General features: G+C 47.3%; 18 protein-coding genes. 3 read left to right on the forward strand and 15 right to left on the reverse strand.

What is annotated here, in order from left to right:
* Nucleotides 1–87: 87 nt before the first annotated feature.
* Nucleotides 88–297 carry a hypothetical protein gene (locus MGMO_RS20370; protein WP_200922744.1) on the reverse strand — a complete coding sequence of 70 codons (210 nt, stop codon included), beginning with the start codon at nucleotides 295–297 and terminating at the stop codon, nucleotides 88–90.
* A gap of 16 nt (nucleotides 298–313) precedes the next feature.
* Nucleotides 314–793, reverse strand: coding sequence for a transposase (locus MGMO_RS20375; protein ID WP_051384073.1), 480 nt, complete (start codon nucleotides 791–793; stop codon nucleotides 314–316).
* A 125-nt stretch (nucleotides 794–918) separates the two neighbouring features.
* On the opposite strand from MGMO_RS20375, the gene MGMO_RS16145 reads away from it, so the two are divergent.
* Nucleotides 919–1,305 (forward strand): hypothetical protein, encoded by a 387-nt coding sequence (locus tag MGMO_RS16145; RefSeq protein WP_023496138.1) that lies wholly within the window; start codon nucleotides 919–921, stop codon nucleotides 1,303–1,305.
* Nucleotides 1,306–1,969: 664 nt separating this feature from the next.
* Here the strand turns inward: MGMO_RS16145 and MGMO_RS16155 are convergent.
* The 4 genes from MGMO_RS16155 to MGMO_RS16170 all read right to left on the reverse strand — a co-directional run bounded on the left by MGMO_RS16155 (nucleotide 1,970) and on the right by MGMO_RS16170 (nucleotide 4,479).
* A complete protein-coding gene (locus MGMO_RS16155) occupies nucleotides 1,970–2,206 on the reverse strand; it encodes a CDGSH iron-sulfur domain-containing protein (protein WP_023496140.1) in 237 nt (78 codons plus the stop codon).
* Nucleotides 2,207–2,308: 102 nt separating this feature from the next.
* On the reverse strand, nucleotides 2,309–2,743 hold the full coding sequence (locus tag MGMO_RS16160) for a YidB family protein (protein ID WP_023496141.1): 435 nt from the start codon (nucleotides 2,741–2,743) through the stop codon (nucleotides 2,309–2,311).
* A gap of 170 nt (nucleotides 2,744–2,913) precedes the next feature.
* Entirely contained in the window at nucleotides 2,914–3,252 is a 339-nt protein-coding gene (locus MGMO_RS16165; RefSeq protein WP_023496142.1) for a DUF2782 domain-containing protein, read from the reverse strand.
* 168 nt (nucleotides 3,253–3,420) lie between these two features.
* On the reverse strand, nucleotides 3,421–4,479 hold the full coding sequence (locus tag MGMO_RS16170) for a sterol desaturase family protein (RefSeq protein WP_023496143.1): 1,059 nt from the start codon (nucleotides 4,477–4,479) through the stop codon (nucleotides 3,421–3,423).
* 589 nt (nucleotides 4,480–5,068) lie between these two features.
* Between MGMO_RS16170 and MGMO_RS16175 the strand changes: the two genes are divergently transcribed.
* Nucleotides 5,069–5,719 (forward strand): VTT domain-containing protein, encoded by a 651-nt coding sequence (locus MGMO_RS16175; protein WP_036308403.1) that lies wholly within the window; start codon nucleotides 5,069–5,071, stop codon nucleotides 5,717–5,719.
* An 85-nt stretch (nucleotides 5,720–5,804) separates the two neighbouring features.
* Here the strand turns inward: MGMO_RS16175 and MGMO_RS16180 are convergent, their stop codons facing one another.
* The 9 genes from MGMO_RS16180 to MGMO_RS16220 all read right to left on the reverse strand — a co-directional run bounded on the left by MGMO_RS16180 (nucleotide 5,805) and on the right by MGMO_RS16220 (nucleotide 14,610).
* Complete coding sequence (locus tag MGMO_RS16180) at nucleotides 5,805–6,248, reverse strand: hypothetical protein (protein WP_023496145.1); 444 nt, start codon at nucleotides 6,246–6,248, stop codon at nucleotides 5,805–5,807.
* Between the two features lie 538 nt (nucleotides 6,249–6,786).
* Nucleotides 6,787–7,989: an exo-beta-N-acetylmuramidase NamZ family protein gene (locus MGMO_RS16185; protein WP_023496147.1), complete on the reverse strand. Its 1,203-nt coding sequence runs from the start codon at nucleotides 7,987–7,989 to the stop codon at nucleotides 6,787–6,789.
* Between the two features lie 13 nt (nucleotides 7,990–8,002).
* The gene (locus MGMO_RS16190; protein WP_023496148.1) at nucleotides 8,003–8,554 is read right to left on the reverse strand and encodes a DOMON-like domain-containing protein; all 552 of its coding nucleotides are present in this window, start codon (nucleotides 8,552–8,554) and stop codon (nucleotides 8,003–8,005) included.
* Between the two features lie 82 nt (nucleotides 8,555–8,636).
* Nucleotides 8,637–9,371 (reverse strand): SIMPL domain-containing protein, encoded by a 735-nt coding sequence (locus MGMO_RS16195; protein WP_023496149.1) that lies wholly within the window; start codon nucleotides 9,369–9,371, stop codon nucleotides 8,637–8,639.
* 253 nt (nucleotides 9,372–9,624) lie between these two features.
* On the reverse strand, nucleotides 9,625–11,085 hold the full coding sequence (locus tag MGMO_RS16200) for an efflux transporter outer membrane subunit (protein ID WP_023496150.1): 1,461 nt from the start codon (nucleotides 11,083–11,085) through the stop codon (nucleotides 9,625–9,627).
* On the reverse strand, nucleotides 11,085–12,068 hold the full coding sequence (locus tag MGMO_RS16205) for an efflux RND transporter periplasmic adaptor subunit (protein WP_023496151.1): 984 nt from the start codon (nucleotides 12,066–12,068) through the stop codon (nucleotides 11,085–11,087). Before MGMO_RS16205 ends, MGMO_RS16200 begins: the two co-directional genes overlap by 1 nt.
* Nucleotides 12,065–12,796, reverse strand: a complete 732-nt coding sequence (locus tag MGMO_RS16210) for an ABC transporter ATP-binding protein (RefSeq protein ID WP_023496152.1) — start codon at nucleotides 12,794–12,796, stop codon at nucleotides 12,065–12,067. Before MGMO_RS16210 ends, MGMO_RS16205 begins: the two co-directional genes overlap by 4 nt.
* A gap of 3 nt (nucleotides 12,797–12,799) precedes the next feature.
* The gene (locus MGMO_RS16215) at nucleotides 12,800–13,960 is read right to left on the reverse strand and encodes an ABC transporter permease (protein WP_023496153.1); all 1,161 of its coding nucleotides are present in this window, start codon (nucleotides 13,958–13,960) and stop codon (nucleotides 12,800–12,802) included.
* On the reverse strand, nucleotides 13,957–14,610 hold the full coding sequence (locus MGMO_RS16220; protein WP_023496154.1) for a CerR family C-terminal domain-containing protein: 654 nt from the start codon (nucleotides 14,608–14,610) through the stop codon (nucleotides 13,957–13,959). Before MGMO_RS16220 ends, MGMO_RS16215 begins: the two co-directional genes overlap by 4 nt.
* Before the next feature lie 129 nt (nucleotides 14,611–14,739).
* On the opposite strand from MGMO_RS16220, the gene MGMO_RS19730 reads away from it, so the two are divergent.
* Nucleotides 14,740–15,073: hypothetical protein (locus MGMO_RS19730; protein WP_152976387.1), on the forward strand; the 334-nt coding region annotated here is incomplete at its 3' end.

Genomic DNA, 15,073 nt, shown 5'->3' on the forward strand with positions numbered 1-15,073 from the left:
TCTTTGCCGCAATCGGTCGAACCACATTTTGGACAATTCATATTAGCCTTTACCCCTACAAATTGGGTAAGTGTAGCAAATGCTATACTAACTTAACAATACCCGCTTGCGCTTCATCTGCTTGGCACTGTGGTAACGGTTGGCCATCAACAGCAGGTAGGGTGCCTTACGGCTGTAGTTCTGCCGTAGCTTGAGGCCGTACCGCCCGGATAGCCGGACCAAGTGCTGGCGGCAGCGTTCGTACAGCTTGCCGTCAGTCGGGTAAGTGACGGCCTTTTCCTGCACAGTGCTGTCCACCGTGACCGACTGGAAGTCATTGGGATTGATGGTTTGGGTGTCCACGCCCGCTCGGATGGCCGTCGACAATAGCCATTCGCAACCGGCCTCGCCGATCCGGTTGCGCCACTTGGTCAGCGAGGTCGGGTGGCAAGGCGGACGGTGCCGGAAGAAGCGCTCGCCGCACAGGTGCTGCCAATAGGGGGTTTTCGACCCAGAGCGCAACCACTTCTTCGTCGGAATGGCCAAAGGCGTGTTTCAAATAATGCAGCCCCGCAACCAGCCGGGTCGGCAGTGCGGGCGCACCCTTGCCGTCCGTAAAAAACTCACCGAACGCGGTATCCAAAGCCTGCCAGTCAATATTCCCGGCGAGAAGCACAAGTTCATGGCGTGGGTTCAGCAAATCGGCAAGGGCGGTTTTGAACAGGTCGTATTGGGTCTCAGTTTCTTGACGTTTGGGTTGCATGGCGGGCAATAATTGCAAGAAATTAACGGGTATTTTATCAATTTCTTGCAATTATTGCCCGCTATATTTCCATATTTATATCATACTATCAAAAAGTTGGATTATTTTCAGGGACTACTAAGTAACATGAATGCAAGTCGATGTGCGTATAATGCGTTTTCAAGAGAGGAATGCTAATGAAATACATATCGCTAATTGCCGTATTGTTGGGATTGTCTGTATTTGGACTTTCCGTTAATGCTGATGTGGTATTGCAGTCCAAAGATGAAGTGCAAGGCACTTGGCGGCTGCAAACCACTAAAAACTCTTTAAACGATAGGCGACCTGTCATGCGGGAAGACGTTTGGGATTTTAAAGGTGACAAAGTGACAATCACGCATATTCCCCGTGAAGGAACGTATTACGACCAGCCCCCCGTCGCGTATGATGTGGTGGAAGGTAAATTAAAAGTTGATATTTTAGGCGGAAGCCGATTTGACTTGTTTACCGTCGTGGAAAAAGGCGATAAGAATATGACCCTGAAAGGAAAGTTTGGCGACTACTATTTTTTTGATAAAAAGTAATGCGTGACGGTCGGTGTTTTTTGCTTTTTTCGGGAGGGTAAGCCAAGAATCCGAAGGTAGCGGCCACAAAGTCGCCAAAAGACGGGGGTTAGTTTGCAAATCGTGAATTTTCGGGGGTGCAGGGTTGCTAAGGCCAGGATTTCGTGATTTATCACACAGGAGTTAATACATATACCTATCTACAAACTCCAATTTCCTGCGCCTTTGTGGGTTTACCCGCTTTTCAGGAAATTGCGCAATGGGGGCACTGGTGGTGCTTCTTTTGTCATTTCCCCTGTTCCGTATATAGTATTTCCGCACCGTGATAGCTTGCCCTTTAAACGGTTGGCCGTTCAATGTTTTTATTACCTTTAGCGCTGTTTTTTCCGGTTCGATGCTAACCAAGGCGTGAAATTCGACCAAATTGCTTTTCATTTCTTTTAACGCTATAACGTCGATTCTTGTAATTTTACCCCTCGAACTAAGAAGCCCACCTTTAATGACCGGTTGAACAAACGTTGCAATCTCCTTATCTATCGTATTGTTCGGGATATTTTTAAAAAATAAAATCATAAACAAAGGGATGCCAGGGCCAGTGAAAAACAGCGATTAGACCGTAACATGGGTAGTTTGAAGCACAGCATTTTTTGCAGGCTATTGTTGTTGCTATTGACATTGGCTGCGCTCAAAGGACCTTGTGGCTACCGTCGCAATACGGCGGGTTTTTGGTCTGTTTGCATTGGCAAATAGCAACTGTTTTGGTTTCAGTCAATTCGAACTTTAGCGGCGTAAACGGGGTGGTTTTATGCGATCCGTCGCAAAAACTGCCGTTTTCACTGTGCCCGCAGGCGCACCAGTAATATGAGCCTGCTTCCAGTTCGCAAACATTGGGATGGTCGGCGGCTATTTTAGGTTTGTCCATGATGCGTCCTCTCTAAAAGGTTGGTTGTTCTGCAATTGTTGATTCAAACCAAGGCTGGCCATTTTGAAAGCGTTGGTTAGTACAGAAACCGTGTAAGGCGACTTACTTTGCAAGCAGGCCTTTAAGCCCTGCCAAGCCTAACTCAAGCAATTTGTTGTCAGCCGGAACCTGACCATCAGGGGTTAATTTATCCACAACTTGAGGCAATAAGCCCGCCAAGCTGCCGGCGGCATCGGTTGTGTTGATGCCCATTTTCTGAGCCAGATTTTGCACAAATGAATAACCTAGCACCTTTTGGATTTGCTCGGCGGTAATAGGAAGGTTATTTCCTGTGCTTACCCACGATGCAACTTGATCGCCCAGGCCGCCGGCTGCAATTTTGTCAACTAAACCGGACACCCCTCCCGTTTGTGGATCGGTAATCAGGCCAATGACGGACTCCAGCAATTGATGATCGCCACTTACGGCAGCACCAGGAGCGGCACTATTGGCGCCTTGGCTTTTTATGACCCCTAAAACTGTATCTAAAATACCCATGTTAGTTTCCTGTTGTTATGTGATTGATGGACGTGGTTGGGTAGTTGTTATTCTTAATATCTTGGAATTACATCATACTGCTTTCGGTAAATACGGTCAAAATTTCGGATGCCTGCCAATAGGGCGACCAATTTTGCAGAATTATGTTTGCGGCCAAATAGTTGGCTAACTCAGTCCCACTCCAAAAGTTTCCACATATTGACACGGCTACCTTTGTCCAGGTCATTGCCTTGGACGTCCATTTTGCCGTCGCCGTCTGAGTCAATAAAGTAATAAGGCGGACCTATGTCAGGGATGATCTTGACCATATAGAGTTTGCCACCACGGCGGTATTCTTGGATGGTTTTTTTGCCTTTACGGATGATAGTAATATCCGGTTCCATTTCTTCACCGCTTTGCACGGGTAAGGGCGGTTCCGGCACTTCAGGCACGGGATCAAGTGTGGGTGGTTTTTCATCCACTGCAAAAACAGGAAAAGAAAGCAAGCTTAACAATAAGAAACGGCGCATGATGGGCTCATCCAAAAAAAATCAAGCCTATCTTATTACATTCTTGTCAATTTGCTCGACTAAAAACCACGGTGAATTTAAAAGCGGCCATCCTTGGCGCGATAAAGTGAAGGCGATACCAATAAATAGTGGTTTCTACAAGGTGTGTTGTCCAAGCACTAATTGGTGTTAGTGCCACTGAAGATTGCTTTGTAGGTTTTTAAAATTGGCAAACATCCAATGGCAAGAATCAGAAATGTTCTGCCAGAAAGAATTATTTTTGCGAATTTTATTCCCATACAGTTGATTCGAAATATCCTTTTTTGCTTCCAACCAATCCCGCATTTCATAGCCGGGATAAAAATGGCGTTTTTCAGCCCGGTAATAAGCGGCCTCGGCGATCATCACGTCTAGGTTGTCAGGACGGGCGACAACTGGGGATTCCGTAGCGAAGCCAAATTTTATCAAGCTCAAAAAATCCATTGGCGATTTTCCCTTTATGCCCAGGGCGTTAGGCTCGACTTCCGAATAAGTCCCGAACAGCCTGTCCCATATCGAAAGCACTGCGCCATAGTTACGGTCATGTTCGCTACGTTCAGTTGAGTGATGAACCCTATGGATAAATGGAACAACCATGACACATCCCAAAATCCGCTCATACTTGAAGCCAATGTTAGTGTGATGGAATATGATGCACAAGGTAACCAATGTTTCGATTGTCAAGACAAGCATCTTGTCGATGCCCAGCATGACAATCAGCAAGGCCTTCAGGGCATTGGTAATGAATATCTCCACAAAATGCAACCGGAAAGCCGTCGATGCGTTCAGGTAAGGGTCATTATGGTGCACACGGTGGAACATCCATAAAGCGTCCAAGCGGTGACAGGCTTGATGCCAGACATAAAGTAGCAGGTCAATTGCCAAAAATGCCAATAACGCTTTAAGCCCGGGATTGGTTATTTCGTTTAATGGCCCATAGCCGGAATATTTTGCGGCTACCACAAACAGCGTTGAAACCGAACACACGGCCATCAATAGGTTGTTAAAAACAAACAAGCTAATGTTGGTGCGATAAGATTGGCGCGATTGTTTTGCAGAGTGGGGTATCTTTGGGAAACGCACTTCCAGGTTTGATAAGCCGACAAGGCATAGCAACAAAGAGAATGCGGCCAACTCGTTCGTCAATTCCCCAGACCACGTCATGGACGGTAAAGTTAACAATGATTTTGCATAGAATTCATATAACATTTGCTTATCCTCCACATTCGGTAACAGTGCCGAAGATTAGGTTTAGCTTACCCAAGGTTCGTTACGGGATGTTTAAAAAGAAGTGACGGTTTTGTCATAAACCCAATGCCATTAAAACCTAGCATTCTTAATTACAAGTTAAGCATATAATATGCCAGTAGCACTTAAACAAGGTTGTAAAATAAGTGAAAAATTATATTAATGTTTGAATTATAAGGAAATATTTTCGATAGGTGGTGGCTGGGAGGCATGATTGGTATTGCGCCTGTTAGCAATACAAATGCGCCAAAACAGCGGTTGCGCTACAAAGTAGTGCAATGCTGAAATTGTTTTTCACTTGTTATGATTAGCTATAATCGGTTGCCTATCAAGCCTCGTGCAGTTCTAACCCTGTATACCATTACCCCTTCTAAAAGCCAGTAAGTTTCGGCAAGCCCAAGCCGAAGGCTTTACTGTAATCAAGCGCAGACAATAAGGGGTTAGTTAAATGCTATTGCTGTCCCGTAACACCCGTCAGAGGTTTTTCTCAGCCATTTTCGGATTTCTCTATACAATACGGTCATCTTTTATTGTTTAATGCTTAATGATTATGGACCTCATCGCTCAATTCTTAGATTTTTTCATTCACCTTAACAGGCATCTTGCAGATATTTTGGCGCAGTATGGCACGCTGACTTATGGCCTTTTATTTTTGATTATTTTTTGTGAAACTGGCTTGGTGGTGATGCCCTTGCTGCCTGGTGACTCTCTACTGTTCGCTGTTGGGGCATTGGGCGCAAGTACCGGAAAACTGGATGTTTATCTTTTGATCGGACTTTTGATAGGTGCGGCTCTATTAGGGGACAACCTTAATTACCTGGTCGGCAAGTTTTTTGGGACTAAGATTAAGGCCAAGGAAAAAATAGGTTTTTTCAAGCGAGAATATATTGAAAACACAGAAGCGTATTACGATAAATACGGCGGCAGGACGGTCATCATTGCCCGTTTTATACCGATTATCCGAACGATTGCGCCATTCGTGGCGGGAGCCGGTAACATGTACTATCCGCGTTACCTCGTATTTTGCATAACAGGCGCTTGCTTGTGGGTAGGCGGACTGATTACCTTGGGATATCAATTCGGAAATCTCGAGATCGTGAAACGGAACTTTGAACTCGTCATTTTGAGCATTGTCGCCATTTCGCTATTGCCCTTGATTCATCAACTTTGGGGTAATATCTCGTCCAAGGCTAAAACCTAATGCCGATTCCCCCGCCTTCTTGCCTTGTTGGTCTAGCCCCGCATTTTTATATCAAGATCCCAATGTGGAAATTAGCGCTTAACCGTTATACAAAAACGCTAAAAGCAAGATAGCAAGACAGCAATCCTACATTAAACATTGCGATAAGCTTAAATTTATTTAAAGCCGACTCAGCCCAATAGTTTAGCAATCGGGTTATATTTTCCATCCAGGCTAACGTCATATTTTTCTTTAAGGTAAGAAAAAAACCATAAGTGGCACGCAATAAAAAGTAAAGGCCAATTGACGCCGTAGCGGACATCGAATAAAAAACGATAACTTGGGTTTCATGCGTATCGGTTTCGAAAATGTGTTCAACAAAGTGGTCGAGCGTCGCCTCAATCACTTCAAACAGCAGATGGGCAAGTTCCCACAGGGTATGGGATAGCCCGACGAATAACCCGAACAAGGCATCGGGTATGGCAATAGCGGCGGCAATGCCCAGTAGCCAAGATGCATTGGCAACTCTTTGATAAGTTAATGAGCTCATAAGTCTTTCCAGTATTTTAAGGTCAGCCTTAGTGTAGTCAAAGCGGTAAATAAAAATACTGTGTTTTTTCAAAACTGTAGATTGGTTCAAACTATTTTTTTGATATCACTAGGATACGATTATGGACGAGAAATCTACAGGCAAAAAAAAGCGCATTACTGCCCGAGGGGGAAAGTTAATGCGCTACGCTTTCGTAACGAAAGCAGGTTTACTACGAGGAGGTGAAACACGAAAGCAATTTCGCTTACAAAGTAATAAGCACTTATGATGCCAACTTTTATAGCTACATAAAAAAATAATACATAAACCATATATTTCAATGGGTTATTAAATTTAGTCCGTTAGGCTGGATTTTGCAGGATTCTAAAAATGCGTTAAAAAAGATCAAAAAGTGACGATTTTTGTCGTAATTTGGACAAAATGCAGAAGATTTAAGTGCGAGAAGCTCGAAAAGTCAGTTTATTGACGCGTTTAATTGTGGTGATTATTGCTAGGGTTGACCTTAGCCCTGAAAACTAAGGTTTTGGCTGGGACTATGTCAATAAAGCAGAAAATCTTGCCTTTCTTCTTCCCATGCACGTTCATCGGCTAAGCTTATCGTATCCAAATCCGCCGGCGTAGCGTTTGCGTTATCCACCCATTCGCGCAATAGCGGCGAGCCGTTGATTACGTCGATCGCCAAACGGTCTAGCTCGTATTCATAAGGGAAATCACGCCACAATAGGTAATCCGGTTGCTGAAGCCGCAGGGCCTTGAATGCCAAGGCCTGCAATCGCCAAGGACGAAAAGTCTCATGATTGTAACGGGTGTCTTCCACATGAATTTGTACCCCCGAACAAAGTTGCCCAGCATATTTGTGGAACGTCGGCTCAAACCAGCATTCGCGCAAACGACAACCTGACAACCATTGCGGGGCAAGATAGTGCATTGCTTTTATGATAGCAGGGGCATCAATATCCGGTGCACCAAACAATTCAAGGGGACGAGTTGTGCCACGGCCTTCGGAAAGTGTCGTGCCTTCCAGCATGACGGTTCCGGGAAAGCAGCGTGCCATCCATAAGTTAGGTGCATTCGGGCTGGGGTTGATCCAAGTGCGTTCACCCACCGACCAGCCATAACCGGGAGCAGCTTCCGGTTGCCATCTTTGCATGGTGATGACTTGGCAATCGACATCCAATTTCAACGTGGCAACAAACCACCCCGCCAACTCGCCCATCGTCATGCCGTGGCGCATAGGTATTGCAGCAGAGCCGACAAAACTCTCCCAGTCGGGCCGCAAGGTTAAACCTTCTATTGGCCGTCCAATCGGATTGGGGCGATCAAGTATCCACACCGTTTTGTTATGTTTAGCCGCCGCTTCCAGCACATAACGAAGTGTAGCTACATAGGTGTAGATTCGGCAGCCCAAATCCTGTAGATCCACCAGCAAGACATCAAACGTATCCATCATGGCATCGGTAGGGTGGCGCACTTCGCCATATAAGCTGAATACCGGAATGCGATGTATAGTGTCGATGAAATCGGGCGATTCCATCATGTTGTCTTGCTTATCGCCGCGCAATCCATGTTGCGGGCCGAAAGCGGCGCTAAGTGTGATGTCCGACAAGTTTGCCAACGCATCCAGCGAATGCGTCAAATCGGCAGTGACGGAAGCGGGATGCGCCAATAACGCAACCCGTTTTCCTACCAAGGGGCTACGTAAATCAGGCTCTTCAAGTAATCGGTCAATGCCAAATTTCATGCTATCGGGGAGGTCAAGTCAATTTAAGGGAGAGAGTAAACCCGTTACGATGGTGAAAATCAGGCTTGCCCGATGGATGGAATAGCGCCCAATAAGAATGTTCGCCAGCGTTCGTTTCCAATACCGCAGTAAGCCCTAATCGATAAGGTTGATTGTGTGGGTTATAAGGTAAATTTGTCTCGCTAATGACAGCAGTCAGGACCAATTGGTGATTTGAACGAGCAAAATGGATGGCGGGTGCAGGGCTGGCTTGCCATTTTTTCTGTACCCGGTAATCGCCGAATGAATAGGCCGCCCATTGTCCTGAAGGTGAAAAATTAAACTCACGGTAAGGGGCTTCCTCCACCACGGCTATAAAGGCTTCAAAACAGGTGTGTTGCCATAATCCGTCCGCTTCACTGGGTGGTTGTATTCCAGGGATCAGAAGCTTATCAATGTTGCCCTGCACTTCATACCGTAGTGTAAGATTGCCGTTTTGATACTGCGCTTTAACGCCAATATAGAGGGCTTTAATCGCGGAGTCAGCGGTATCTGGGTGGTGGATAAGGCAAGATTTGGAGATCAAAATTTATCTATACCGTATTGATTTGAATTCCAAACGTGCTTTAGATGCCTTGTTGATGGGTAAAGTCTAAAACCTTTAGTAACTACTGAATCCCAAACATAACATCGACAGTAACCGTGACTTCCTGCTCACCTGCTTGCACAGGCGTGGATGCGTTGTCCGCCATCGCCGTTTTCATCATCCTTATCTCACCGTAAGGCATAGGCACGGGCGACACGTCGTTACCTTCACTTATACGCAAAGGCGAACCCAGTGTCACACCTGCCAATTGGGCATATTGTCCGGCTTTCGCCTTCGCATTGGCATACGCTTTTTCCCGTGCTTCTGCCAAAGCCGATTCAGGGTTGTCAACAGCAAAATTAATGCCCTGAACACGGGTGGAATTGCCGCCCGCTTGTACTGCTAAATCGATCACATTGCTGGCTTTTTTAATATCTCGAATACATACCGCCACTTGATTGGACAGCTGATAGCCGATAATTTTATTGGCGGGATCGGGCGAATAATTGGGATAAAGCGAAACCGAACGGGTTTGAATATCCTTGTCGGCAACACCGGCATTTTTCATCGCTTTGATAAGTGCAGCCATCGTCGTAGCGGCTTGGTTGCGGGCAGACTCGGCCGTTTTTGCCTGAACTTCAACCGATAAAGTCAAATCCGCCTTGTCTGGCGTGACAGAAACCTTACCCGTTCCGTTAACATGAATAGATCGAGGTTGTTGGTCATTTAGTGTGTCGGCATTTGTGTGAGATATCAGGAGAATATTCGCTAATAATATAAGGAGAGCGAAAATTTGTCGGCAGTGGTGATTCAACATGATTGACCTGGCGTCTCAAGAGATTGCTTCTTTGCCAAGGGATTGAACGTTACCTCGTTACCCTGGGCGCGGATTGACTAAATTTACAGTTCGGTATTATCCATCATAATGACGGGATTGGCTATTTTGTAGAGATCCTGATGGGTGCATTTTTTTGATCTTCCTAGGTCATTACCATCCGCCTCGCTGGTTTGGATAGATTCAGGAGGGCTTTGTCGAAGGATTTATTCCGAGTTGCCCTAAATAAGGGTTATCAGAACTTTTGAACTTTTAAGGTTGCATTGCTCACCTTTGACTCTGTTTGCCAGCCGCCACCTAACGCTTTGTAAAGTGCGACCAAGTTGCTTGAAACCTTCGCATTGCTGGTAACCAAAAGGCTTTCGGATTGGTACAACGCGAGTTGGGTTTGCAATACATCGATAAATCCAGTCAAGCCTTTTCCATAGCGTTCATTCGCTAATTGTACGGCGAGTTGATTGGCGACGACGGCTTTCGCCAACGCTTGTTGCCGCTCCTGCTCTTTGCGGTAGGCGATAAGCGTGTCTTCGACTTCTTGGAAAGCTGTTAAGACAGTGGACTGGTAGGTTAGAAAGGCTTGCTCAAACAGTGCCTTTTTGCTTTTAATGTTAGCGTTCAATTTACCCCAATTAAAGATTGGCATGGTCAGGGTAGATGCTGCCGACCAGGATTTACCCAGGGGTGTAAAATCCGTGATTTTCATATTCTGCAAGCCCAGAAAAGCCGCTAGGTTGACTTTTGGATACAGCTCGGCAGTTGCCACACCTACAGACGCATTGGCAACAGCCAATTGCCGTTCGGCGCGGCGGATGTCTGGCCTGCGTTTCAGCAAATCGGATGGCAGGTCGGGGATGACTTGTTCGGTGACGGTGGGCAGCGTGGTTTGCCGCCCTAATCGGAGAGCCAATGATCCCGGTTCCCGCCCTAATAATACGCTCAGTGCATGGATCGATTGTTTAACCAAGGCTTCGTAATTAGGCAACTGTGCTTCTGTCGTATCAGCTTGGGCTTGTGCTTGGGTCACTTCCAACATGCTCGCCAACCCTGATTGTTGGCGAATATCGGTTAACATTTGGGTTTCCCGTTGGGCGGCTAGGTTCTTCCGTGTTATGTCTGCCAGCTGCTGGTTGGAACGCAATTCAATGTAGTTACGGGCAACATCACCCAGCAAAATGACCAAAACATCCCGGCTGTTTTCGGCTTCACTCTCAACAGTCGCATCTGCCGCTTCTATGGCCCGGCGTACACCACCAAAAAAATCCAGTTCCCATTGGGCATCAAAACCCAATTGAAAAATATTAATGGCTTGGTTGCCGACACCAAAACCGCCCCCCGAAGTCGCACCTCCTGATTGGGAAGGACTTGACGAATTGTTGAGCCTTCGACTGGCTGTGTTTCTGGCGCTTATGCTCGGCAAACCGGCGGCAATTGTTGCAATACGCTGCTCTCGTGCATCCGTGACCCGCCATAATGCTTGTTTCAAATCCAGGTTAGCGGCAATCGCTTCAGTAATCAGTTGGTTGAGTTCCTGGTCGTTAAACGTTTGCCACCACTGGTCGGATTGCGCCTGTTTTGCAGTAACGGACGATTCATGCCATTGTTTAGGAACAGGAACAACAGGCGCATGGTAATCGGGCCCTACTGCGCAAGCCGAAACCAACCCAATAAAGCAGGATGCAAACACATAACGGATCATCAAGGCGCACCTGCGGTTTTGGTCGGCATGTCGGTTTTCTTGCCATTGGAATAATCCTGGGCCTCAATGAATACGTCCATTTGTTGGCCTACGTAAACCGGTATTTGGTTCCGGTCAAAACTGTACAAGGCTTGCAAGACGCGCGTATCGACACGTTCTGTGCTGTCGCCCGTCAGCGATCTTTTAGGGATAACGTACGGTTCCACATAGGCCAGAACGAGCACTACCTTAAAACTGCGGTTACCGCGCAGATAAGCAACGGCTGTACTGTTTTTGTCAAACCGCCAGGCATCGTTCTCATCAATATCGACACGGACATGAAATTGATCCAGATTGCCCAATACCAGCAATGGGGTATTTAGAGCACCGGCTTGGGCAAACTCACCGGCGCGGATATTGACTTGTAGCACCTCGCTATCCACAGGAGCTCGAACGATAAGGCGGTCTAAGGTGGTTTGTGTGTTGGCTATGCCTGCCCTGGTTTGCTGCACTAAAGCGTTGGCGCTTTCCAGTTTGGCTTTGGCGACTAACATGGCATTGCGTCGTTTGAGCAGTTCTTCTGAGCTGATTGCACGGCGGTCTGTAACCGCTTCAGCCATGTTGAGGAGCGAATTCGTATCGGCCAGCGTTGCTTCAGCAACCTTGACATCCGCCAGTGCTTTGGCTAAATCCGCTTGCTTCACAACTAATTCAGCGTGATTGTCACGATCATCCAGGTAGAACAGCGGTGCCCCCGTTTTAACCTGATCGCCGACTTTTACGTTCACGGTTTTTACGATACCGGGCAATGGCGTACCAATTTCGATATTCCGGCTTTTTGCTTCGACAATCCCTGAGCCGGCAATAAATGATTTAAATGGTGCGGAGGCAGGTTCTGCAACGGCTGGCGCGACAGGCATCGGTTTACTGCCGCGCACAACGGTGTAAGACGCAAACAGAAAGCCCGCAATCGCTAATAAGGGGAGTAAAAATTTGATTTTCATAATGCCTCTTTTAAAGACGTTTGTGTGCCGTTGGCAGAATCAACCACTTTGATGATGTGACCGTCATCCATCTCGGCAATACGGTCAGCAAAGTTAAAAACGCGGGCATCATGGGTAACGATCACCAGCGCCCTGTCCTTTTGCAAGGCAACGTCCTTCAGCAGTGCCATCACCGTATGGCCGGTTTCATGGTCCAGTGCGCTGGTGGGTTCATCGCAGACAATCAGTTTTGGGTTATGCACCAACGCACGGGCAATCGCGACACGTTGTTGCTGTCCGCCTGATAACTGGGCAGGCAAAGATGTTAGGCGTTCACCTAGCCCGACCTGTTCAAGGACACGGCTGGCCTTACGTTCCGCTTCCGCGCGTTTCATTCCATTGATGACGAGCGGTACCGAAACATTTTCAGCAGCATTGAGCGACGGCAGCAGGTTGAAAGCCTGAAATACGAAACCTACATTTTTTGCCCTGAAATTCAGCTTGTCATTGCTCGGCATGGTGATCAAATTTTCACCGAATAACTCGCAACTTCCTGAATCCTGGTCGAGGATGCCGGCGATGACGGAAATTAACGTGGTTTTGCCACAACCCGAGGGGCCGACCAGCATCATCAATTCACCCATCGCAATATCCAGGTTAACCTGATCCAGTGCTGTCACTTTCTGGTCGCCGGTATCGTAAATTTTAACGATATTCTGGCAGCGTACCGCTAATCCATCGGCATTCATGGATTAACCCTTAAACACAATGGCGGGTTCAAGGCGGATCACTTTAAAGATGCTGATAAGCGCCGCAAAAATACAAATTAAACTAACGCCAGCGCCGCTAAAAATCAACAATTGCCAGGGAAACCTGAACGCCAATATGGTGTTACGCATGGAGTAACCAAATAATGCCGTCAAGCCCACACCCATGCCATAGCCGATACTACCGACCAGGACGGCCTGGAGCAAAATCATCCGTAACAACACCCAGTTGCTGGTGCCCATCGCCTTTAACACGCCAAATTGGCGCAAGTTATCCAAAGTGAAATTGTAAAAGGTCTGCCCGGCAATGGCTGCGCCGACGATAAAGCCCAACAGCACAGAAATCCCGAAGTTAATCGGGATGCCGGTATTTTTCATAAAATACTGATAGGTAAGGTCCATAAATTCCGACCTCGTATAAGCGGACAATCCGGTGCTTTCCTTGATGCGGCGAGTCAATTCGGACAAGTCTTGGCCTTTTTTGGCTTTGACCAGGACAAAAGACAGTAGCTTGCGTTCCCTGGGTGCATAGTTTTTCGCACGGGCATAGGTTGTATAAATAACGGGCTGGGCCTGAAACGTGCGAGAGACTTTTGCAATGCCCACGACTATTGCGCGGTGGTCATTCAGTTCCAAGCTATCGCCTATTTCGAGCGGTATGGGCTTATTGCCGGGCGTAGGCGAAGGTTTTCCAAGTTTGTCTAATGCACCGTCAATATCGACGATAATGCTGTCGCTACGCCGCAAATCCTCAATATTGCCTTTTACCATGACAGGCGGTCCGCCGATTAAGGTTGCATCGTCCAGGCCCACAACAATGCAGGTCTGGAATGTGCCGTCGGTAAGCCGCGCTTTCAACAAGCCCTTATACATCGGCATCGCCCATTCCACGCCGGAAATGCCGCGTACCCGGTACAGTTCGGTGTCTTGCATGGGTTTAATGTCATCCACAAACTGCACTTTGGGGTCCATCACCCATATATCAGGCAAGCCGACATCCGAAATAAAACTGAAGGTGCGTGTCATCAAGCCCAAAAAAATTGCCGGTTGCTGGGTCATGATTAACGAGGCGAACGTCAAACCCATAACAATACCGATGTATTTGCCTTTGTCACCCATCAGCATTTTTAAGGCGATGTGGTTCATGATTGCGCCACCAATGCTTGCTGGGCAATCTGTGTCAGTGCCTGTATTGAAAAATTGGCAATATGCTTTGCGGTTTCTTTAATGGCGGTTTCGTCAGCAATTAAATCGGGATGCAGCCGTTCGACAATTGAACGGGAATGTTTGAACATCAGGCATTGCCCTAAAACGCTGAGTAGGCAGCGTTCTACGGTGGCTTTATCCGCAGGATTTCCCAGGAGTTGGCGGACTATGTCTTCAAGCAGGTCGAATTGCGGCACGATTGCAATGGCGATAATTTCATCCAAGGCTTTGGTCGGTTCGGCAATTTCGCGGGTGATCAGCTTACTGTGAAAGCCCAAATGGCTGTCGTCCAGCAATTTATGTAAAAAATTGTCAATGAATAGTGCCAGCCGTTTTTCAGGCGGTAGATTTTTATCTTGCGCTGACGTTATTGGATACCGTTGGTTGGCTTCCTGAATAGCTAAGGCTAAGGCCTTGCTGTACAGCGATTCTTTACTGCGGAAATAATAGTTTACCGACGCGACGTTAACATTTGCCCTGGAACAAATATCGCGCACCGTCGTTGCCCGAAAGCCCCGTTCAGCAAATACTTCTATAGCCACATGGAGCAAGCGGTCAAAAACGGGTTCAGTCAGGGGGATTGAGTTCATTTGTCGATTTTCTAACCAATGTATTAAACATCTGTTTGAAATGACTGTATAGCATAATGCTAAAAAATAGCAAGCATTAGCTTAAGGTGAGGGAACTGGGTTTAACGGCTTTTTAGTCAAGAATCCGTTATGCGTACCCGACTAGAAATTGTAGGCTGGGTTTCGTGCCTTAGCCCAGCCTACGGGTTCGTTCAAGGGCTACGTTTTTGTAGCCTGGTATCGCCCAATCCCCGCCGGAATGATGACATACCTAATTTAGCTTCCTTAAAACTCCTCCCATTCATCATCGTCCTGCTTGCTGGGTTTTGCGCTGGCGGCGGCCATCCGTGGCGCTGGCCTGGGCGCGACGATGGCCAAGTTGGCGCGGCACGGGGCGGCAAGGGACTTGATGTCGGAATCCAGGCGGAACTGGGCGACGGTGTCCGCCAGGGTTTGGGCCTGCTCTTCCAGGGACTCGGCGGCC

Origin of the sequence: Methyloglobulus morosus KoM1 (genome assembly GCF_000496735.2) — a bacterium.
Classification (GTDB): Bacteria; Pseudomonadota; Gammaproteobacteria; order Methylococcales; family Methylomonadaceae; genus Methyloglobulus; species Methyloglobulus morosus.